The 21502-nt window shown below is 55.6% G+C and carries 21 protein-coding genes and 1 pseudogene; 9 read left to right on the plus strand and 13 right to left on the minus strand.

From position 1 onward, the window contains the following. Positions 1–28 precede the first annotated feature (28 nt). Positions 29–286 (minus strand): YdgH/BhsA/McbA-like domain containing protein, encoded by a 258-nt coding sequence (locus J8X26_RS19205; protein WP_208951634.1) that lies wholly within the window; start codon positions 284–286, stop codon positions 29–31. Between the two features lie 415 nt (positions 287–701). Further along, positions 702–959 (minus strand): hypothetical protein, encoded by a 258-nt coding sequence (locus J8X26_RS19210; protein ID WP_208951635.1) that lies wholly within the window; start codon positions 957–959, stop codon positions 702–704. 202 nt (positions 960–1161) lie between these two features. On the opposite strand from J8X26_RS19210, the gene J8X26_RS19215 reads away from it, so the two are divergent. Together J8X26_RS19215 and J8X26_RS19220 are read left to right on the plus strand one after the other, a co-directional pair. Continuing rightward, positions 1162–1821: a TetR/AcrR family transcriptional regulator gene (locus tag J8X26_RS19215; protein ID WP_165059540.1), complete on the plus strand. Its 660-nt coding sequence runs from the start codon at positions 1162–1164 to the stop codon at positions 1819–1821. Positions 1822–1824: 3 nt separating this feature from the next. After that, positions 1825–2712 carry an oxygenase MpaB family protein gene (locus tag J8X26_RS19220; RefSeq protein ID WP_208951636.1) on the plus strand — a complete coding sequence of 296 codons (888 nt, stop codon included), beginning with the start codon at positions 1825–1827 and terminating at the stop codon, positions 2710–2712. Positions 2713–2714: 2 nt separating this feature from the next. Here the strand turns inward: J8X26_RS19220 and abgT are convergent, their stop codons facing one another. The 3 genes from abgT to J8X26_RS19235 all read right to left on the minus strand — a co-directional run bounded on the left by abgT (position 2715) and on the right by J8X26_RS19235 (position 7101). After that, positions 2715–4238 carry a p-aminobenzoyl-glutamate transporter gene (abgT, locus tag J8X26_RS19225; RefSeq protein WP_208951637.1) on the minus strand — a complete coding sequence of 508 codons (1524 nt, stop codon included), beginning with the start codon at positions 4236–4238 and terminating at the stop codon, positions 2715–2717. 92 nt (positions 4239–4330) lie between these two features. Then, on the minus strand, positions 4331–5785 hold the full coding sequence (locus tag J8X26_RS19230; RefSeq protein WP_244370684.1) for a M20 family metallopeptidase: 1455 nt from the start codon (positions 5783–5785) through the stop codon (positions 4331–4333). After that, positions 5785–7101, minus strand: coding sequence for an amidohydrolase (locus J8X26_RS19235; protein ID WP_208951638.1), 1317 nt, complete (start codon positions 7099–7101; stop codon positions 5785–5787). The genes J8X26_RS19230 and J8X26_RS19235 overlap by 1 nt, the downstream gene beginning before the upstream one ends. A gap of 345 nt (positions 7102–7446) precedes the next feature. Here J8X26_RS19235 and J8X26_RS19240 point away from each other — a divergent pair, with 345 nt between their 5' ends. After that, a complete protein-coding gene (locus tag J8X26_RS19240) occupies positions 7447–8343 on the plus strand; it encodes a LysR family transcriptional regulator (protein ID WP_152325520.1) in 897 nt (298 codons plus the stop codon). Positions 8344–8500: 157 nt separating this feature from the next. Further along, on the plus strand, positions 8501–9607 hold the full coding sequence (locus J8X26_RS19245; protein ID WP_152325521.1) for a suppressor of fused domain protein: 1107 nt from the start codon (positions 8501–8503) through the stop codon (positions 9605–9607). Between the two features lie 186 nt (positions 9608–9793). Here the strand turns inward: J8X26_RS19245 and J8X26_RS19250 are convergent, their stop codons facing one another. Together J8X26_RS19250 and J8X26_RS19255 are read right to left on the minus strand one after the other, a co-directional pair. Further along, positions 9794–11290 (minus strand): MFS transporter, encoded by a 1497-nt coding sequence (locus J8X26_RS19250; RefSeq protein ID WP_208951639.1) that lies wholly within the window; start codon positions 11288–11290, stop codon positions 9794–9796. Positions 11291–11405: 115 nt separating this feature from the next. After that, entirely contained in the window at positions 11406–12470 is a 1065-nt protein-coding gene (locus J8X26_RS19255) for an NAD(P)-dependent alcohol dehydrogenase (protein ID WP_208951640.1), read from the minus strand. A gap of 236 nt (positions 12471–12706) precedes the next feature. Here J8X26_RS19255 and J8X26_RS19260 point away from each other — a divergent pair, with 236 nt between their 5' ends. From J8X26_RS19260 to J8X26_RS19275, 4 genes are read left to right on the plus strand one after another with little or no spacing between them, the layout of a single operon-like run. After that, a complete protein-coding gene (locus tag J8X26_RS19260; RefSeq protein WP_152325524.1) occupies positions 12707–13645 on the plus strand; it encodes an ABC transporter substrate-binding protein in 939 nt (312 codons plus the stop codon). A 60-nt stretch (positions 13646–13705) separates the two neighbouring features. Further along, positions 13706–14875, plus strand: coding sequence for an ABC transporter permease (locus J8X26_RS19265; protein ID WP_208951641.1), 1170 nt, complete (start codon positions 13706–13708; stop codon positions 14873–14875). Beyond that, the gene (locus tag J8X26_RS19270; protein ID WP_152325526.1) at positions 14872–15816 is read left to right on the plus strand and encodes an ABC transporter ATP-binding protein; all 945 of its coding nucleotides are present in this window, start codon (positions 14872–14874) and stop codon (positions 15814–15816) included. The genes J8X26_RS19265 and J8X26_RS19270 overlap by 4 nt, the downstream gene beginning before the upstream one ends. Further along, positions 15813–16583: an ABC transporter permease gene (locus J8X26_RS19275; RefSeq protein ID WP_208951642.1), complete on the plus strand. Its 771-nt coding sequence runs from the start codon at positions 15813–15815 to the stop codon at positions 16581–16583. Before J8X26_RS19270 ends, J8X26_RS19275 begins: the two co-directional genes overlap by 4 nt. A gap of 63 nt (positions 16584–16646) precedes the next feature. Here J8X26_RS19275 and J8X26_RS27985 read toward each other — a convergent pair. After that, positions 16647–16748: pseudogene (locus tag J8X26_RS27985) on the minus strand (hypothetical protein); the annotation flags it as partial. 224 nt (positions 16749–16972) lie between these two features. Here J8X26_RS27985 and yedA point away from each other — a divergent pair. Then, positions 16973–17890 (plus strand): drug/metabolite exporter YedA, encoded by a 918-nt coding sequence (gene yedA / locus J8X26_RS19285; protein ID WP_152325528.1) that lies wholly within the window; start codon positions 16973–16975, stop codon positions 17888–17890. A gap of 5 nt (positions 17891–17895) precedes the next feature. On the opposite strand, the gene J8X26_RS19290 is transcribed toward yedA, so the two are convergent. The 5 genes from J8X26_RS19290 to J8X26_RS19310 are packed head-to-tail and all read right to left on the minus strand — an operon-like array spanning position 17896 to position 21424. Beyond that, positions 17896–18432 (minus strand): DUF3833 domain-containing protein, encoded by a 537-nt coding sequence (locus tag J8X26_RS19290; protein ID WP_152325529.1) that lies wholly within the window; start codon positions 18430–18432, stop codon positions 17896–17898. Positions 18433–18454: 22 nt separating this feature from the next. Beyond that, on the minus strand, positions 18455–18982 hold the full coding sequence (locus tag J8X26_RS19295; RefSeq protein ID WP_208951643.1) for a hypothetical protein: 528 nt from the start codon (positions 18980–18982) through the stop codon (positions 18455–18457). Further along, the gene (locus J8X26_RS19300; protein WP_208951644.1) at positions 18982–19476 is read right to left on the minus strand and encodes a DUF2878 domain-containing protein; all 495 of its coding nucleotides are present in this window, start codon (positions 19474–19476) and stop codon (positions 18982–18984) included. Before J8X26_RS19300 ends, J8X26_RS19295 begins: the two co-directional genes overlap by 1 nt. After that, positions 19473–20705: a cyclopropane-fatty-acyl-phospholipid synthase family protein gene (locus J8X26_RS19305; protein WP_152325532.1), complete on the minus strand. Its 1233-nt coding sequence runs from the start codon at positions 20703–20705 to the stop codon at positions 19473–19475. The genes J8X26_RS19300 and J8X26_RS19305 overlap by 4 nt, the downstream gene beginning before the upstream one ends. 2 nt (positions 20706–20707) lie before the next feature. After that, on the minus strand, positions 20708–21424 hold the full coding sequence (locus tag J8X26_RS19310) for a DUF1365 domain-containing protein (protein ID WP_152325533.1): 717 nt from the start codon (positions 21422–21424) through the stop codon (positions 20708–20710). Positions 21425–21502 lie beyond the last annotated feature (78 nt).

Consider the following 21502-nt stretch of genomic DNA (forward strand, 5'->3'; position numbering starts at 1 on the left):
AACAATCTGCTAACGAATGTCGTTGTGCTTATTTGTACAGCTCAGCAGTACCGTACAGGTGGTTTTCACCAGAAGCACCGATGATGCGGTATGAAGATGCACCGGCTTCGGTCGCTTTCGCATTCAGTTTTGACTGCAAAGTCGTCAGGTTACCGTTTGAAGAAGCGCTGATAGTCCCGATAGTTTGTGCACCTGCCGGAGCGGACTGAACCTCAGTGGCTGCAAGAGCAGAGAAAGAAGCGGTAGCGAGTGTCAGAGCAGCGATTGTCATTGCGATACTTTTCATGATTTGTATTCCTGTTCGTTAATTTTTTTTGGAGTGACGTTTTCGTCAGCCCCGTTATTCGGTCAACGTTATTTATTATTTAACGTTCGATAAGTAAATGGTAAGGGGTGTTGAGGGTTTGTGCAAGATGTTTTTTTAATGAGCGTTAACTTATTGTGCTGTGACGAACATCACACCAAAGCGCATTGTTGTTTTTGTTTTGTTAAATTTATGTTTTTAAAATGATTCACCTGAAAGATGGAGTTCGGGCTTATCCAATATTGTGCTGAATGAATCTTTAATGATCGCTAAGTTAATGGTTGGTTCCGGCGGGAGAGGGTGTTAAAACTAGGGTCGGCTTAGAAAAAAGATAAGGCAGCAAATGCCGCCTTATCGTTATTCCTGCTCAGACATTCTGTCGTCAGGGCCGGTTTCCTTAGTAGTAAATGGAAGCCGGTTTATGACCAGAAGTCATTGGTGCAGGTGGCTGAGACGGAGAAGTGGAAATACGGCTCTGCGCGACTTTTTTGTTCGTACAGGTTGCCGGGTTACAGAAGTTACTGTCACCGGTCACATTGACCATCGCCACTTCCTGACTCTGTACTGGCATCATGATAACCTGCTGTGCGGCAACATTGGCAACCGGTGCAGCGGTTAATGCCAGAACTGCAAGAAGGATTTTGAAGTTACTCATGATGTTTCGTCCTGGGTATTTTGCTTTTATAAAGCGCTTATAGCTGTGCAGCTTTGCGGGTGTGAGTGATTTTCTTATCGCTCGATAATTAAATGATAAACTCCGCTGGACTTGTGCGCAACTATTTTTAATAATGATCGTTAAGTTATTTCTAAAAACAATTTTTATAACCATTATCACAATGGTGATGGAAGGAGGGTGTATGAGCACTGAACAGACGGCTTTGGTCCGGAAAAGTCGCGGTCGCCCAAAACAGTTCGACCGTGGAACTGCTCTGAGCAAGGCCCTGAATTTATTCTGGCGCCATGGTTACGAGGCCACTTCATTAGCTGATCTGGTCGAAGCAACCGGTGCAAAAGCGCCAACTTTGTATGCCGAATTCGGTAATAAAGAAGGGCTTTTCCGCGCAGCCGTTGAGCACTACGTTAAAAATTTCTACGAAAAAGGACGCTGTCTGCTGAGCAGACCTGATTTGTCCGTGGAACAGGCGATTGACCAGTATTTGCGTGCCATTGCAAACCTGTTTACTGACTGTGATACGCCGAGCGGTTGCTTCATGATCAGCGCATCGTCCGGGATGTCTTCATCTTCCGCGGATATTGCCGAAATGCTGCGTGAGCACCATCTGTCGCAGGAACGGACATTGTTCGAATATTTCGAGAAACAGAAACAAAGCGACAATCTGGCTGCGGTGACGGACAGTGCCCTGCTGGCGAAATACCTCGCCTGTACCATTCAGGGTTTCTCTGTCCAGGCGCGCGATGGCGCAACGGCGGCTGAGCTTAATCGTCTGATCGACGTGGTCATGAACCTGTGGCCAGAACTGACAAAAAACACCGTGCAAATCACTGCTGCGCACTAACGGATGTCTGATTTTCGTCAGTTATTAAGAAAGAGAATAGAACGCCAGGTGCTGAGTATTTCGGGCCTGGCGTTAGGCGGTATAGACTTCGAGAATCCTGCGGGCGATCCGGGGCTGTTTGGCCCTGAAAGCGTAACCTGGCGAATTCACGGAGACTTTTCTTCGATGCTTTGCGGCGGTGTCAGTGCCTTGCTGCTGCAAATGCTTCACCCGCTGGCGCTCGCCGGTGTCTGGGATCACTCCACATTTCGCGAAGACATGCTCGGCCGCCTGCGCCGCACCAGTCAGTTTATTTCCGGAACGACATTTGCCCCGACCCGTGATGCCACGGCGCTCATCGAAAAAGTAAAATTCATTCATCTGCACGTGACCGGCACCGATGCGCACGGCACGCCTTACGCTGCCAGCGACCCGGATTTACTGGTGTGGGTACACGTCGCGGAAGCGTACAGCTTTCTGCAATCTCATCTGCGTTACCGCAATCCTTCACTCAGTTCAACCGAACAGGACCGCTATTACCAGGAATTCGCCCGCGTGGCAGAAAGCCTCGGGGCGGTGAATGTGCCCGACAGCGTTGCGGCGGTAGAAGCCTATTTGCAAGCCATGCGGCCTCAGTTGCGCTGCGATGAAAGAACGCAGGAAGTTGTGCGGTTATTGCGTAATGCGCCTGCGCCAAGCCGTCTGGCTAAACCGGTCGGCAGCCTGATGATTCAGGCCGGTATCGAGCTTTTGCCCGGCTGGGCGGCGGAACAACTGGGGATTTCCCTTTCCCCGGTTAAGCGTAAAACGATTCGTTTTGGCACCCGCCGCATCGCAGGCATCCTGCGCTGGGCGGTCAGAAACGGCTCATGGCATCGCGCGATGCGCCGCATGGGCCGCTTGCCTTCCTGAACTTATAAATGCGGATAAACGCCCGGTCCGATCGGTAAACCCAGCAGATACCAGCCAACCAGCATCAGCAGCCACACCACGAAAAATACAATCGGGTACGGCAGCACCAGCGAATAGTAGGTGCCGAGTTTCGCCTCTTTGTTGTATCGCTGGAGGAATCCGAGGAACAGCGGTACAAACGGCGACATCGGAGCCAGCGGGATCACTGAGGAATCCGCGACGCGGAACACGATCTGCGCGAATGCCGGATGGAAGCCCAGCAGCATAAACATCGGTACGAAAATCGGTGCCAGAATCGACCAGATCGCCGAGCCGCTGGCGATAAACATACACAGCAATGCCGACAGGAAAATCAGCCCGAGGAACGCCGGAATACCGGTCATGCCGAGATTTTCCAGCACATCCGTCAGCCCGATCGCCATAAATTTTCCCATATTGCTCCAGTTGAAAAACGCCACAAACTGGGAGAGCGGGAACACCATCACGATAAAACCGGCCATAGACTTCATCGGATCAACCAGCAAATCCGGCACATCGCTGGCGCTGCGGATTTGCTTCGTCACCATGCCGTAAGGCACCGAAATCACGAAGAAGAACAAAATGATCAGCGGTACGATGCCCTGAATAAACGGAGACGGGATGATGCCGCCGGTTTTCGGATTGCGCAGCGGTGCGGCTTCCGGAACCACCAGCAGCGCGACCAGCCCGATGAACACCAGCGCCGCAATCCCGCTCGCCATCAGGCCGCGGTTCTGTTCCGGCGTCAGCTTCTTCATCTCTTCGTTACGTTCGCCGCGATGAACTGGCAGACGCGGTTCGACAAATTTGTCGGTCAGAATGGCCCCGACAATCGTCAGTAAAATCACTGACGCAGCCATGAAATACCAGTTATCGATAACGCTGACCTGAACCGCCGGATTAATCGCTTTTGCCGCTTCGGTACTCAGCCCGGAAAGCAGCACGTCCGTGGTCACAATCAGCAGATTTGCCGTAAAGCCGCAGCCCACACCGGCAATCGCCGCCAGCAAACCGGCCACCGGATGACGCCCGACAGCCAGGAAAATCAGTGCGCCCAGCGGCGGCATCACCACCAGTGCGGCGTCGGACGAAATGTGGCTGAAGAAGGCGATAAAGATCACCATATAGCTGGCATAACGGGCGTTCACTTTCGACGCCATTTTATACATCAGGCTTTGCAGCAGCCCGACGCGCTCCGCCAGACCTGCGCCGATCACCAGCGCCAGAATCGAGCCGAGCGGGGTGAATCCGCTGAAATTCTTAATCACGTTCGGCAAAATCCACTGGATACCTTCCACGCTCAGCAGATTTTTAACGTGGATAATTTCGCCGTTACTCGGATTTACCGCCGTAATATTCAGCCACGAAATCACTGCGCTGGCGACCATCAGAATGGCAATCAAATAAACAAATAGCAAAAACGGATTGGGAATTTTATTACCTACACGTTCTACCCACTGGAGAAAACCTCCCGGGCTCTGGCCGGAGTCTTGTGCTTCAATACTCATCTCTTAACCCTCTGTCGTGTTTGATTTTTTTATATTTATGCCGCCCGTCTCTGCCGGAACGGGGCATGAGCGGGCGGTTTACTCGTCGTGATTTATTTGAGTGGCGAAGGTTTTACGCCCGCCGGGATAGGGCAGTGATACGGACGGCGTTCGCGCAGGACGTCTCGCTCTTTCTGGCATGCCGCGAGTAAATCAGGCTTCGTGAACAGCTCGATGGCCGTGGAGGACATCACTTTTGCCGCCAGACACATGCCTTTATGTGCGATTGATGTGCGCCCCTGCGATACTATCTGCCAGGTGTGCAGCGGCGAACCGACCGCAAAGCACGGGCTGAAACACTGAGCGGTCGGCACCAGCCAGCTGACATCCCCGACGTCGGTGGAGCCGTAGAGAATATTGCTGTTCGGTGCATAAGGCGCAACGGCGTCGGTCAGGGGTGACGTGCGCAGCGTTTCGGCAAATGCCACCCCTTCTGCGCCGCTGGTGCGGGAGATGTTCAGCAGATTGTTATCGATATCCTGTTCCGTCAGCGTGGCGCGAATTGACGCCGCAAACGCCTGTTCTTCATCCGTGTACTGCGGTGCGCCAAACGCTTTAACGTACTGATACATCGCGTTTTCCAGCGTGCGGTTCGGCACGTAATTGGAACAGGCTTTATCAAAACGCATCGACATCGTAGTGCCGGTCATCAGCGCCGCGCCTTTGGCGATATCTACCACGCGGTCGAAAATCCCCTGCGCCTGATCCATCTGCGGTGCGCGAACCAGGTACAACACTTCCGCATCGGCCTGCACCACGTTCGGCGAGATACCGCCCGCATTGGTGATGGCGTAATGCAGCCGCGCTTCCTGAATAATGTGCTCACGCAGGAAGTTGGAACCGGTGTTCATCAGCGTCACGGCGTCCAGCGCACTGCGGCCCAGATGTGGCGCAGCAGCGGCGTGTGAGGACACGCCTTTGAAGCTGAACGACGCCTGAATATTGGCCAGCGTCTGGTTGCTGAACATGCCGCTGTAAGTTTCCGGATGCCACGTCAGCGCGGCATCGACGTCACCAAACAGGCCTTCGCGGGCCATAAACGTTTTGCCGGAACCGCCTTCTTCGCCCGGACAGCCGTAAAACCGCACTGTGCCCTGAATCTTTTCGCGTTCCATCCAGGCTTTTACCGCCAGCGCGCCACCGAGCGCCGCCGTCCCGAGCAAATTATGCCCGCAGCCGTGGCCGTTACCGTTTTCGATCAGCGGTTGCGCGGTGTTGCATCCGGCTTTCTGGCTCAGCCCGGCCAGTGCGTCGAATTCGCCGAGCAGGGCGATCACCGGTTTGTCACTGCCGAAGCTGGCGATGAACGCCGTTTCCATGCCACCGACGCCGCGCTCAACCGTAAATCCGCTGGCTTCCAGTTTGTCTGCCAGCAATGCTGAAGAGAACGATTCGGCGAAACGGGTTTCAGGATGATCCCAGATGGCGTCGCTGATTTCCGCCAGCGCCGGTTGCTGGTTATCGATAAAATCGCTGATGAAATTGACAATGTTTTGCTGAGCAGCCATCAGTTTTCCCCTTTGAATTCAGCGATATTCAGCGCCAGTGCGGCCAGCGTTTTGATGCCCTGCATCATCACTTTTTCATCGAAATCAAATAGCTCGTTGTGATGCCCTGCGCTCAGGTCAGTGCCGAAAATCACATAAGAGGCTTCGCCGCCGCGCGCTTTCACACGTTCCATCATGTACGTCGCGTCTTCAGATCCCGCCGCGCCTTCCTGACGGTCAATAATCTCTGCAAATTCACCCAGTTTTTCCGCCTGCTGATGGATGTAATTGACCCACGCCGCCGTTGGTTTACTGCTTTGCGCCGCGCCCATCAGTTTGATGTCGAATTTCACCTGATGCATTTCGGCCGCGCCGGAAATCACTTTCAGCGCCTGCTGATAAATGAATTCGTTGACCTCATTGGTGGAACCGCGCGTTTCGACTTTCATCATGGCGGAAGAGGCGACTACGTTGCGGCCAGTGCCTGCCTGCAATACGCCGACGTTGACCCGTGAACTGCCGCCGCTGTGGCGGGGAATAGCGTGTAAACCGAGCGTGGCCTGCGCCGCTGCCAGCAGGGCGTTGCGGCCTTCTTCCGGTTTGCCACCGGCATGCGACGCCACGCCGGTGAAGCGCACGTCGAGCTTGGTGGTCGCCATGAACGTGTCATTGCCGCAGACAATATGATTGGCCGGAACGCCGGTGCCGATATGGACGGCGGTGAAGTAATCGACGTCATCGACCACGCCTGCCGCGACCATGGATTTCGCGCCGCGCGTGCCTTCTTCCGCAGGCTGGAAAATCAGTTTGATCGTGCCGCAAAGCTTATCGCGCGCCTGCATCAGCACTTCCGCCAGGCCTAAACCGATCGTGGTGTGCCCGTCGTGGCCGCAGGCGTGCATCATGCCGTGATTGGCAGAAGCAAATCCTTCGCGGAATGGGCGGTGCGCCTCGTCGAGCACCTCGTTTAAATCCAGCGCATCCATGTCGACGCGAAATCCCATCACCGGGCCGGGACGTCCGGTTTCCAGCGTGGCAACAATGCCGGTGAAACCGCCGGAAAAATGCGGCATCCAGCGGGCAATTGCGCCCTGTTCCAGCGCGCGTTGCTCGTGTTCGGCCAGCACGGCCGCAGAAGGCAAACCCATGCGCGAATCCGCATCGATAACGTCTTTGCCCAGTTTCAGCGCGTACCCGAGTTTCTCCAGCCGGTCGGCCACCAGCGTGGACGTACGAAATTCCAGCCAGCCGGATTCGGCATATTTATGCAGGTCACGACGTTGTGTTTGCAGGGCAGGGAACAGCTGTTCAATGTGTTCAGAAATCTCATTAACCATCACGGACTCTCTTTTTTACAGACATGCAGGCTTTCTGCCAAAAGCAGAAAGGAGGAAATCTTGTTTGGGGGGAGTGCGCGCCGGAGCACGAAAACTGGCACAACAAACCCAGACCGGCAGGCGCGAAGCGCAAACCAGTAACCCGTAATTTGTTGCCGTTTGGAGGAAAAATCCGCAGGAAAAGCCCCGGCGGAAGGGACTGCATCGCGGCATTTTTGCCGTCGTATCGGTCAGCGTTTTATGACGAACGTCTGCCTTATGTGTTTTTCAATGTACACAAAGCGATCAGGGCATATAAGATGCCAAAATCTTCTTAGTGATAATCAGGGGTTATCAAAGAATCTCATGCCATCACAAATAAAAATGCATCAGCTGCGGGCGTTTGTGTCAGTAGCACGACAGGGCAGCATTCGCGCCGCCAGCCGTCTGCTCAATCTTTCCCAGCCTGCGCTCACCAAATCGATTAAAGAGCTGGAAGAAGGACTGGGCGCGAGATTATTTGTCCGCCGCCGTCAGGGCGTGACGCTAACCGATTGTGGTGACGCGTTTTTTAAACGCGCGAGCCTGATTCTCGAAGAGCTGCGGGTGGCGCAGGAAGACATCGCCCAGCGCCTCGGCGGAACCAGCGGCAGGGTGAATATCGGTGTCGGTGCCAGCATTGCGCGCACCATAATGCCGGAGGTGATCGACCGTTTTCACCGGGAATTCCCCAATGTGAAAGTGCGTATCGCGGAAGGCCAGCTGGTGTCGATGATCCCTGAACTGCGTCAGGGCGAGCTGGATTTTACCGTAAACACCTATTATCAGGGGCCCTTTGATAACGAACTGTTATACGAAAAGCTGATGGATAAAGAGTACCGCGTGGTCGCCAGACGCGGACACCCGATGCAAAACGCGCGTTCGATGAAAGAATTGCTTCACTGCGACTGGACCATGCCGACGCCGCGCGGAAGCTATTACAAACTGCTCAGTGAAGTGTTTAGCGAGATGGACGCGGAACCGAATATCAGCGTGATTTGCGAGACGTTTATGTCCTGCACCAGCCTGATTGCCAAAACGGATTTCCTCAGTGTGTTATCCGTGGATGTGATTAACGATCCGGTGATCGGCCAGAGCCTGGTGGCACTCGATTTGGATCTGCCGTTGCCGACCGCGACGTTCTATCTCATTCAGCGGCGTGACACCACGCTGACGCCGATGGCGGCACATCTGGCACAACTGTTCCGACTTTATTGCCGGTAATCAATTCTGCCGGTAACAAACCGCATTCGCGTAAAAAGCGCGTGTTTTGATGATTTATCGGGGATTTTTGGGAATATTGCCCGTTATCGGGCTGGCTTATCCGTTCTACACTGACCATCACAGGGAATAATAAGCTTCCTAACATTGCCGAGGTCATATGCGCCAGTCCGACATTGTTGCTGAAGTCAGTAACGACAAACAAACCCTGACCGCGCTGGTCGAACAGGACAACCGCGTGGTGTATTTCTACATTTTCGCCCGGGAAGATCTGCGTGACCGCTTTCCGAAAATGCGTGCCTGCTGGGTGCGTAATCTGGTGCCTGCGCCTTTGCACGATGACACCGCCGCCACCGAACAGGGCATCGCGCCGCTGCTGGCCGCGCCTTATTGCCGCAATCTGGAAGGCGAAGCGCCGCTGGATCCGTCGCAGATTCAGATCCTGTGGAACGAAAGCGATGACGGCGCGGCGTTGTGGTATCAGGGTTTGCTGCTGGCGGTGATCCCCGGCTGGAGTTTGTATATCGATCACTCGGTGTGTTATTCCGCCGGGTGCATCGCGCAGAACCCGCTGACCTTCCCGCTGGGGTCTGCCTCGACCAATACGCAGTGTGAGCTGGCAGAAAAAACCCGTCTTTTCTGGCGTGACTGGCAAAATGAATTCAGCAATCCGTGGCCGAAAATCCAGCGAAAACTGCTCGAATCCTACGAAGATCGCTTTGGCCCTTCGCTGAAATATTACCTGATTAACCAGGGCAGCTGGCCTCCGATGGCGATTTCCCAGCACGAAGACGATGAGAATTATTACTTCTTCACCGTCGGTATGAGTATCCGCCCGATGCCGCAAATCGACATCATTTTCAACGATGAAGCCGAAAAGCATCGCCGCATTGAACTGGCGTTTTCCGTCGGGAAAGAGTACGTGACCGAAGAAAACGCCGTGCAGATGGCGAGCGCGCTGTCCGGTTATGCGCAAATCCCGTGGACCACGCTTAGCTGGCTCGGCGAAGGCCACACGCTGATGTCTCCGATGGCACCTCTGGGCTTCGAAGGCCACGTCATTTCCTCCGCACTGTGCGGACCGGCCGATAAAATGGACCTGCCTGAGATTTACGGCGACCCGGTGAATCAGTTCTGGGTCAGCCCGATATTTACCAGTGAACTGGAATACGCAAAAGGGAAACCGAATGGCGGATTTGAACTGGTCGCCGCGATGATCGAGAATGGAATCGGGTTTGTGTTTGCGCCGAGGAGCGCGGTGATGTGATGTCACTCTCTCAGTTTTCTAACAGAGATGAGTAAGAATACCGATCTGCTCCCTCCCCTGCGAAGGGGAGGGTTGGGGTGGGGTATTAAGGTCAAAAACAAGATTTAAAGTTTGTTTAGACAAGGCGTTAGCTTTTAAAACCCCCTCCCGACCTCCCCCTTCGCAGGGGGAGAAGCAAGGCAAAAACTAAACTGGTTTAATTTCCTGCTGAAAATCTTCAGCATCTACGTCATACCCCGACGGTTCCCACCGCACCGCTGTCAGCACGATGAGTCCTGCCAGCGGCGCTAACGCGATCACCCAAAACACGCCGGTGCCTAACGCGGCGGAAAGTACCGGGAACAGGAACAGTGAAAGGGTGGAACTGGCGCGCATCAGCGTCTGGTTGAAACCGACACCCATGCCGCGCAGCGACGTCGGGTAGCTCAGCGAAGCGAATGTCATGGTGTGCGAGCCCGGACCGAATCCCTGTCCGAACAGGAACAATGCCAGCATGGCGATGGAAATTGCCGCTTCACCGCCGTCGGCCGGACGGCCAACCAGCGCCAGCCCGATCATCGCAATGAGCTGACAGGCGTAACCGGCATAAGTCATTTTCCATGCACCAAATTTAGAGACATAGCGCACGGCAATCAGACCGCCGACAAACGCGAAGCACAGATTCAGGCCAAGCGAGAACAAAATGGTGCTGATCATCGACTGTTTCAGGAAGCTGGATAAAATTACCGGCAGACCGAACGCCACGGCGTTGTAGGCAAATGACGAGGCGACGGCGGTCACCGTAGCCAGCACGGTGCGGCGCAGATAAATGCCCTTCAACAGCGTGCCGTAATTCCGCCATGCCGCTTTGCGCACTTTCACCTGCGGCGTTTTATCGGCATCATCGGCAACAACCGCATTGATGTTATAGGATTTTCTCAGGATAGCCGCCGCACTTTGCAGGTCGCCCTGATTCGCCGCCCAGACCGGCGATTCATTCATGTAACGGTGGCGTATCGCGATAATCAGAATCGCCGGCACCGCGCCAAAACCGAGAATTAAACGCCACAGCCAGTCGGTGTGCGTGGCCGGCAATACCGCGTAAAGCAGCAGAACCAGCAGATAGGAAACGCTGATCGCCGCGTACCACGTCGGGCACCACATCGCCACGCGTGAGGCTTTATTGCCGCGCCCCTGAAGTTTGGAGAACTCCGCCAAAAACGCCATCGCCACCGGTAAATCGATACCGACACCGAGGCCCATCACAAAGCGCGAGCCGCCGAGCACCCATTCATTTGGCGCAAAGGCACAGGCCAGTGCGGCAATCACAAAGAAGAACATGTCGGCCATGAACACACGGTAACGGCCAATTTTGTCGGTCAGATAGCCGCCGAAAAGCGCGCCGACAATCGCCCCGAAGGTGATTGCGGAAGCGACAAAGCCCGCGCCGGAAGGCGTCAGGCCGAACTGGCGGGTGATATCTTTCATCCCGAAGGCCAGCGCACCGAGGTCGTAAGCGTCGAGGAAAACGCCGCCCAGTGCGATAGCTATCACGATGCGCGCGTCGCTGATTTTCGCGGCGCCACGGTTCACTAACTGAGTAATATCGGCAGCAGAACGAATCACCACCGGTTTGTCAGACGCAGAATCTGCGCTGTAATCCCCTGAAGAGGCGGCGGGAGAGGCCGCAATTGAATCAGACATTGTTGTGTTTACGCTTTTTGACAAAAAAACCAGCATAGAGGCGAGGTGATGCCGGTCACAAGTCCTGATTCAGCGATACGTAAAAACAAATGGCTATAAGTTAAAGCAAAGTGATCTAAGCCTGCGCAGGCCAGCGTAAAACGGCCTTCATCACCTTGCCGCAGGCGGCGTCGTCAATAGCCTGACGGATATCCTGAAAGTCGTAAAAATGCAGCAGGCGGTCGAAAGGAAATTGCCCGGCCTGCCAGAGTGTAATCATTTTTGGGATGAACGCCTGCGCCACGGCGTCGCCCTGGATCACGCTGAGTATTTTCCTCCCGCGCGAAAGCGTTGCCCCGCCCGTACCGGTCAGCCGTACCATTGTGCCGCCGTCTTTCAGCGCGTCCTGCCCGAGTTTATCCAGCGCGGAAACGCCCGCCGTATCGATAACGTAATCCAGAGTTTCGCGCAGACTACGCTCCTTTCCGGTTTTCATGGCTTCTGTCGCGCCCAGTTCCAGCGCCAGATCTCGCCGGTGCTGATGGTGATCGAGGGCGATAATCTCTTTTGCCCCAGCAATTTTTGCCGCCATCACCGCCGCCATGCCTACCGCACCGGTGCCAATGACCAGCAGACGATCGCTTTTTTTCACTTTCAGCGTATTCATTACCGTACCCGCACCGGTTTGCAGGCCGCAGCCGAGCGGAGCCAGCGTGGCGAGTGGCAGCGATTTATCGACTTTCACCAGATTTTGTTCCGTGACCAGCGCATAACTGGCAAATGAGGATTGCCCGAAAAAATGCCCGCTGATGCCCGGAGGGTAAGCGCTGCTGCCATCAAGGCGGGAGAAGCCAAAGTTCAGCGTAGAAAAATGTTCGCAGTCTGCCGGGCGGTGCGCGGAACAGGCGTCGCACTGGCCGCATGACTGAAAAGACAGCACAACGTGATCGCCCGGTTTTACCGTCGTCACCGCGCTGCCGATCTGCTCGACAATCCCCGCGCCTTCGTGGCCTAAAACAGCGCCCGGCGAGAAAAAACTGATATCGGTGTGGCAAATTCCGCAGGCAACGATGCGGACACCCACCTCATTACGGCGCGGCGCGCTCAGGCGCAACTTTTCAAATTTGAGCTGATGGTTATCACTGACCACGGCGGCTTCAATCATGCGTGGTGCGGTTCTTTTCGGGGAATAAACGGACATCTGGCTCTCCTTATTAAAGGGAAAACAGAAGATTCCGGCTCAGTGTTTTACCGGATAAGCTTCGAACATTTTTGCATTTTACAGCCGTACCGCTGCCTGCTTTTATGGCTCACCATCCATTCCCCTGCGCAAAATTGGACTATTCTTGTTAGCAGCTTGTTTATTCAGATGAAAGCAGAAAGACAGAGCAGTCGCCGGGCGACAAAAACCAACATAACCCGATAAGAGGATAGAACATGACTGTAACAACTGGGCGAGTACGGGGCGTTTCCATGGCAGCGCTGGCGCTGGTTTCGGCATTGAGTTTCAGCGCACAGGCCGCAGAGGATGCCGTTCGTGTCGGCTCGAAAATTGATACCGAGGGTTCCCTCCTTGGTAACATCATTATTCAGGTTCTGGAAGCCAACGGCATTCACACTACCAATAAATTGCAGCTGGGGACGACCAAAGTGGTGCGCGGTGCGATCACCGCCGGGGAAATCGATATTTACCCGGAATACACAGGTAACGGCGCATTCTTCTTCTCCGATGAAAAAGATCCGGCGTGGAAAAATGCGCAGGCCGGTTTCGATAAAGTGAAAAAACTCGATTACGACCAGAACAAGATTGTCTGGCTTGATCCGTCACCGGCGAATAACACCTGGACTATCGCGGTGCGTCAGGATGTGGCGAGTGCGCATGACCTGAAATCGCTGGCCGATTTGGGCAAATTCATCAGCAGCGGCGGGGATTTCAAACTGGCGGCATCGGCGGAGTTTATTGAGCGTCCGGATGCGTTGCCGGCGTTTGAAAATGCCTACGGCTTCAAGCTGAATCAGCAACAACTGTTGTCGCTGGCGGGCGGTGATACGGCGGTGACTATAAAAGCGGCGGCGGAAAAAACGTCCGGTGTGAACGCGGCGATGGCGTATGGCACCGACGGCCCGGTGGCCGCGCTCGGCCTGCAAACGCTGGAAGATCCGAAAGGTGTGCAGCCCATTTATGCGCCTGCGCCAATCATCCGCGAAGCCGCGCTGAAAGCGCATCCGAACATTCCTGATCTGCTGAAACCGGTCTTTGCTTCCCTCGATACCAAAACGCTGCAAACGCTGAACGCGAAAATTGCGGTCGATGGTCAGGATGCGAAGAAGGTCGCGGCGAAATATTTGCAGGACAAAGGTTTCGTTAAAAAATAACCGGGCAGTGACGCCCTGAATGCGGCCTGCGGGCCGTGTTCACTGAAATCAGGTAACGTTTTGGCTCATCATTCACCCGTTAAAAACCGCGTATTGCTGACGCTGGTTTTCCTGTTATTGCTGTCCGGTTCCGGTCTGGCCTTTCTCAGCCATGCGCCTAACCGCCTGGTGTCGGGGCAGGGCATTTCGCTGGCCTCGTTGCTCCACGGCTATACCTTTTTCGTGCTTCTGCCGGTGATATTGCTGGTGGTGAGCGCTTTTCTTACGTTGTTTGGCCGCAGCCATTTGCTGGTGATGTTGCTGGCAGAAATTCTCCTGGCGGCGCTGGTCTGGCTGGCCGGATATACCGCGGTACAACTGACCGGCGGCAACGAAGACAGTATTGCGCGCACCTCGCTCGGCGGCGGTTTCTGGGCGGCAGCGGCGCTGTGTCTGCTGATTGCCTCCGACGCCATTTCCCGTTTTACCCGCAATCACACCCTGCGCATTTTGCTCAATATCCAGATGCTGATCCCGGTGGTTTTGCTGCTGTTTTACGGCCAGCTTTCCGGGCTGTCGCTGCTGAAAGAGTACGACAACCGTTCAGACGTTTTTAACGACGCACTCTGGCAGCATCTGGGGATTTTGTTCGGCACGCTGGTGCCTGCGGTGCTGATCGGCCTGCCGGTCGGTTTGCTCTGCCACCGCCATGTGCGCTGGCGCGGGCCGGTGCTGTCGGTGCTCAATATTATTCAGACCGTGCCGTCGATTGCGCTGTTTGGCCTGCTGCTCGCGCCGCTGGCCGGGCTGGCAAAAGCGCTGCCGTGGCTGGGCGAACATGGGATCAGCGGTATCGGGCTGGCCCCGGCAATTATCGCGCTGGTGCTTTACTCCCTGTTGCCGCTGGTGCGCGGCGTGATTGCCGGGCTCGATTCCGTGCCGGAAGCGGTGATTGAATCCGCGCGCGGTATGGGCATGAACCGCGGGCAGGTCTTTTTCCGCGTCCAGATGCCAATTGCGCTGCCGGTTATCCTCACCGGCATCCGGATTGTGGCGGTGCAAACCGTCGGAATGGCGATGGTCGCGGCGCTGATTGGCGCGGGCGGGCTGGGGGCGATTATGTTCCAGGGCCTGTTAAGCAGTGCGCTGGATCTGGTGTTGCTCGGGGTGATCCCCGCGGTTCTGATGGCCGTCGTGGTCGACAGCATTTTTAAATTCGCAGTCTTAATACTGGAAACCTCACGCAGATGATTCATTTCAAGCAGGTAAGTAAACACTTCGCTGGCAAGGCGGTCGTGCGTGACCTGACGCTGGAAATGGCCAAAGGCGAATTCACCGTGCTGATCGGGACGTCCGGCTCGGGGAAATCCACCACGCTGAAGATGATCAACCGGCTGGAAGAGCACGATCGCGGCGAAATTCTCTTTGCCGGTGAACCGATTGAAAAATTTCGCGCGCAGGATTTACGCCGCCGGATGGGGTACGCCATTCAGTCGATTGGCCTGTTTCCGCACTGGACGGTGGAAGAGAACATCGCCACCGTGCCGCAGTTGCTGAAATGGCCGAAGGCCAAAATCCGCGACCGCGTGACCGAATTGCTCGAACTGCTGAGTCTGGATCCGAAACAGTTCCGCACGCGTTATCCGCACCAGCTTTCCGGCGGGCAGCAGCAGCGTGTCGGCGTGGCGCGTGCGCTGGCATCAGACCCGGAAGTGCTGCTGATGGATGAACCGTTCGGCGCGCTCGATCCGGTAACGCGCGCGACGTTGCAGGAAGAAGTGGCGCGTATTCATAAACTCTCGCACCGCACGATTGTGCTGGTGACGCACGACATCGACGAAGCGCTGGCGCTGGCTGACCGCATCGTGCTGCTCAACGACGGGCAGGTGGTGCAGCAGGGCACGCCGCTGGAATTGCTGACCAAACCGGCGACGCCGTTCGTGCGTGATTTCTTTGGCGGCAGCGATATGGGCCTTCGTTTGCTGTCCTTGCAGGAAGTCGGTTCGCGCACACGTCAGGGCGAATATTACGCCGGTAATGAAAAACCTCTGGTGGCGTCGATGAGCCTGAGCCAGGCGCTGTCAAAATTTGTCGCGCAACAGGTTCAGCAACTGCCGGTGGTGGATGAGCAGGGGCAGCCGGTCGGTGTGCTGCATTTTGCGGATCTGACGACGACAGGGAACGCTGTATGAAACACGGCTTACGGCGAGTTCTCACGGATCCTTTCATCTGGGTACTGGCGCTTTTGCTGGCGCTGATTTTCGGCATGACGTCGCTCGGCGGCCTGTTTCACTGGATGTTTCCCGCGCTCAGCAGACCGGTGTATCAGCAGGAAAGCTTCGCCTCGCTGGTGGAAGCGCACCTCTTGCTGGTCGGTGTTTCCAGCCTGATTGCGGTGGTGATCGGCGTGGCGGCGGGCGTGGGTGTCACGCGTCCGGCGGGCAAGGAATTCCGCTCGCTGATCGAAACGCTGGTGGCGATGGGGCAGACTTTTCCGCCGGTCGCCGTGCTGGCGGTGGCGGTGCCGGTGATGGGGTTTAGCGAAAAACCAGCGATAATCGCGCTGGTGCTTTACGGCCTGCTGCCCATTTTGCAGGGAACGATTGCCGGGATTGAATCGGTGCGAGCGTCGGCACGCGAAATTGCGCAGGGCGTCGGAATGAGCCGCTGGCAGATGTTGAGAAAGGTCGAAATCCCGCTGGCCGCGCCGGTGATCATTGCCGGTATCCGCACATCAGTGATCATCAATATCGGGACGGCGGCGATTGCGTCAACGGTCGGAACATCAAGCCTTGGGTCGCCGATTATTATCGGTCTGAGCGGCTTTAATACGGCGTATGTTTTGCAGGGCGCGGTGATTGTCGCGCTGCTGGCGATTTGCGTGGATATGCTGTTTGAACGCTGGAGCCGCTGGCTGCAACGGTGGCAGCAGCGGTCTGGCGGTGAATCAGTGCGCTGACGTCGAAGACGGCGCCGGAACTACGGAAGGGGCGTCGCTATCGCTGACCGGTTTGGCGTCGTCCTGAATCACCACCGCATAACCCGCGACCATCACGCCACCAATTGCGCCAATTGCCATCAGGCCAAACAGTGCGATAAATAATTTTTTGCCTAGCGAATTCATGTGCAGTACCTCGGAAATTTGAACGACGAATTATAAATTGTTTACCTCCTCCTGCAACACACTATTCATGCGCTAATTACGTTAACCGCCAATGCCTCTCATTTTTTGTCATATGCAGAAACTTTTTAGCAACATTTTGACGCGATCGCACAGATTCCCTTGCCGGTAATCGGGCCAATAGCGTTAACTGTTTGCCTTTATTATCACGCTAATAAGTTATTCCTATGACTGCCTCTGTGACCCGTTCCCTGCTGCCATTAATCGCAGCACTGTTTGCGTTGTATTTTATCTGGGGTTCTACCTATTTCGTGATCCGCGTGGGCGTGGAAAGCTGGCCGCCGCTGATGATGGCCGGGCTGCGTTTCTTTGTTGCCGGATGCATTATGTTCACCTTTTTGCTGCTGCGCGGGCATAAAGTCCCGACGCTGAAACAGTGGATGGCCGCCGGTGCGGTGGGCATCTTGCTGCTCTCCGTCGGTAACGGTCTGGTGACTGTCGCCGAACATATGCAGGTGCCGTCGGGCATTGCCGCGGTGATGGTCGCTACGGTTCCGCTGTTTACGCTGTGCTTCAGCCGTCTGTGGGGAATGCCCAACAGCCGTCTGGAATGGACCGGCGTGGCGATCGGCCTGTTTGGTATTGTGCTGCTCAATACCGGCAGCAATCTGGAAGGAAACCCGTGGGGCGCGGCGCTGATCCTGCTGGCCTCGCTGAGCTGGGCGTTTGGTTCGGTGTGGAGTTCGCGCCTGACCCTTCCGGTTGGCCTGATGGCCGGTGCGGCAGAAATGATTATTGCGGGTGTGGTATTGCTGGTTGCCAGCCGACTCACCGGTGAACATCTGTCGGCCGCGCCGACGCTGAGCGGCTTTCTGGCGCTGGGCTATCTGGTGGTTTTCGGCTCGATGATTGCTATCAGCGCCTATATGTTTTTGCTGAAAACCGTGCGTCCCGCCGTCGCCACCAGTTATGCCTATGTGAACCCGATAGTCGCGGTTTTGCTGGGTATCGGCTTCGCCGGTGAATCCCTTTCGCCGGTCGAATGGGTAGCGTTAGGCGTAATTCTTTGCGCCGTTCTGCTGGTGACGCTGGGTAAATTCGTCTTCGGCCGCCGCAAAACGGTGATTAAAGAGGTGAAGATTTAACACCCTCACTTCTTCTCAAAGAACAGCGTCACACGCGCCACTTCGACGCCGAATTTTCTCAGCGATGTGACGTTAAACAGATGCTGTTCGTCCTGCTGATAAATCCAGTCGTCGAAGGTCAGGCGGTACGTGCTGCCGCCTGATTTAACGTCCATCACATATTTCCAGTTGAACGCATTTCCGGCTGATTGCCCGGTCGCGGTGCCGATAATGTCACCTGCCGTACCGGTATAACGGCCATCTGCGAGTTTCCGGATGTGCCAGACGCGGGTCTGTTTCTCGCCGTCGTCATACACAAAATCCTCGTGCAGCGTCAGCGTATCCGCCACCACGTCACCCTGAATTTTGGCGGTAAAACGCCGGGTCTGTTTATGGCTGTAATCCTGCACCATGCCGTATGCCACGGTATCACCGGCAAAATAGGTGAAGATATCCAGCGCTGGCTGCGCTTGCGCATAATCTTTGATACTGGCACTGCAACTGGTCAGCAGCAGCGCGCAGGCCGCCAGAAGTGGAAGAAGCATTTTGCGCAGGGCAGTCATAAAACCTCCGGTCGGATGAACATTAATCGGACGCCGTCGCGCCGATGAGCTTGCTGCGTAAATCAGGATATTGCGTGGCGGGTGAAAGCCAGATGGCCAGGAATGCGTCGCGAAACGCCGGGTTGAACGGTTCGCCGATGGGTTGAATCAGCACGCTGTTGGGCGCGCGGCTGTAAAACTGGCCACCGTTCTCATCAGCCAGAAAAACGATTTCGCTGCCGTTACTGACGTCCGTCCAGATTTTTTCAACGCGGTTCAGCCAGTCATTTTTCCGCGCCTGTTCCAGCAGTCCGAGTGCCTGCCATTGCTCTTCCGTGGCTTTGGTCAGTTCCTCGCGATCAATGCTGCACAGATAGTCGATCACTAACGCCTGTGGCCATTTTTGCGCCTGATAATGGCCTTCCGGCGTCAGCAGCTGTGAGTTGTAAACTTCAAACGGTCCCCAGTTCAGCGTGGCGCGTCCCACCTGCCGCCAGTGATCCCACGGTGTGGCGGCGATAGCAGAGAATGAAAACAGCAGCGGTATTGCCAGCAGTAAAAAACGTTTCATCAGGTTCTCCGTGTGTTACGGAACAATACCGGCAGACTTACCAGCGGCAGGAAAACCGCCCATCCGGCGGCCAGCGCCAGCCAGACGTAAACCGGTGCGGCGATGAGCTGCATGGCGCCGAGCTGCATACCGAGGAAATACGCCAGCGGCCCGCTGACCGCGCCGAGCGGGATCAGCCAGAACCACGCGAGGCGTATTACGCCAAGCAGCCACAGCCACCACGCGCTGAACCCCAGCCAGAGCGTCATCATCCACGGCGGAACAGCCTGCGAATCTGTAAATTCCAACAGACCCAAAATACACCACAGCGAATCAAGCATGATGCCCAGCGTGCAAACGACCGCCACCCATAAACGTCGATGCGAAGGCGTAAACGCCAGCATCAGAAAACTGCTGATCAGCAGAAAAAAGATAAACTGGTCGCGTCCCCAGACTGCCAGTGTCCACCAGACATCAAAGCCCAGCGTCAGCAGCCAGAACCGCCACGATTTCATCCGCGTCGCTCAGCGATAAGTTGTACGGTGCTGATGGTACGGGCGCGGAATCCGGCCTCGCAGTAGCACAGGTAAAACAGCCACAGGCGGCGGAAATGTTCGTCCTGAACGCCGTCCGGTTGAGCATTCCAGTAACGCTGTACCCGTTCGCGCCATTCGTGCAGCGTGCGGGCGTAATCAAAACCGATGTCGAACAAGTCGCGCACCACCAGGCCGGTATAACGGGTCATCGTTTCATTCATGGCGGTAATAGACGGCAGAAAACCGCCGGGAAAAACGTAGCGCTGAATAAAATCGACTTTGCGGCTGTACGTCGCGTAACGCTGATCGGCAATGGTGATTGCCTGGATCGCCAGCCGTCCCTGTGGTTTTAGCAGGGCATTGCAGCGTTTGAAGAAGGTGGAAAGGTAGCGTTTCCCGACGGCTTCGATCATTTCGATGGAAACCAGCTTGTCGTACTGGCCGTCGAGCGAGCGGTAATCTTCAAATAACACCGTCACGCGGTCGCTCAGCCCGGCATTCGCAATGCGTTGGCTGGCGTAGCGGAACTGCTCGCGGGAAATAGTGGTGGTCGTCACTTTGCAGCCGTATTCACGGGCGGCAAACTCTGCCATCGCGCCCCAGCCGGTACCGATTTCCAGCAGGTGATCGCCCGCATGCAGTTGCAGTTGTTCGCACAAGCGGCGCATTTTGGCTTCCTGCGCCTGTTCCAGCGACATCTGCGGTGTCTGATACCAGGCAGATGAATAGAGCATTTGCTCATCCAGAAAGCCCTGATAAAAATCGTTGCCGAGATCGTAATGCGCGGAGATATTTTTGCGCGCCTGCGTCGGGCTGTTGCGGCGGAATAAGTGAATCAGCCTGTTCAGCGGCGTACTCAGCCAGCTCAGCCGCGCTTCGATTTTATCCACCAGCTTCATGTTTTCGGCCAGCAGTTGCAGAACCGCCGTCAGATTGGGCGTCGTCCAGTCGCCATCAATAAAACTTTCGCCCGCCGCGATGCTTCCTCCGAGCAAAACCCGCCGGTAAGCCCGCAGATTGTGAACTTCAATTTCGCCCTGCAAAGGGGCTGTCGCGTCGCCAAAAAAGACCGCATCTTCACCCGGTTCACGCAGCGTTAACCCGGCGCCATTCAGATTTTTTAATACGCCGAGAATCAGTGCGCGTGCAGCCTTGCTGCGCCGGTTCATCGCCCCTTCGCGGGCGAATTGCACTTCGGGTTGGCTCATGGTCAGTCCTTATCAACGGGAGGATGAGAATAAACAGGTGCCCGTTTCAGCCACAGTTTTACCGCCTGCCAGTAAATCGTCAGGGCGGTTTTCGCGGTCATGAGAGGCAGCCGCCATAATTGCTGGCGCAACGCGTCGCGGGTCAGCGGGCGGGCAGTCAGCGACAGGGCAGCATCGAATTCCCGTTCTTTACGGTGATTTTCGATAGTGATATGTAATTCTTTTCCCGGGGATGTCAGACGCCAGTGATAGACCATGTCCATCGGATTAAAAGGCGACACATGGAAGGCTTTCGGGACCGGCTGCGAACCGTCGGGCAGCACGGCGTAGGTGTGGCGTTCATTCCAGGGCGTGTTCCGCACCTCGGCCAGCATCCAGCGCAAAATTCCGGTCTTATCATAAAGGTAGTAGAAATTGACCGGATTGAAATAACAGCCGAAATAACATAACTGACAAAGCAACATTACCCGTCCGTCAGGGCGATCGCCGGTCAGTTCGGCAATTCTTTCCTGCGCTTTGGTTTTGATGTCGCCGCCGCCCAGATAATCTTTTCGGCGAAAGCTGGCCGGCGAAAAACGTTCCAGCTTTACGCCGAGTGCAGGCAGTTGTTCCAGCTCATCGAGATCAATCAGCGGCATGAAAATGTCGTAATCGAAACGGTGTTCGACCGGCGTAAACCGCCGGTGGCGCACGGTACCGACGTACAACGTGCTGTTCATGACGCCTCTGTATGAACGCATCCCAGTTTGCAAGGCTTTCGTTGTTCTAACTTCGACGAGTAGTTGCAGCTCTGTATC

This window comes from Rahnella sp. ChDrAdgB13, from assembly GCF_017655185.1.
Classification (GTDB): domain Bacteria; phylum Pseudomonadota; class Gammaproteobacteria; order Enterobacterales; family Enterobacteriaceae; genus Rahnella; species Rahnella contaminans.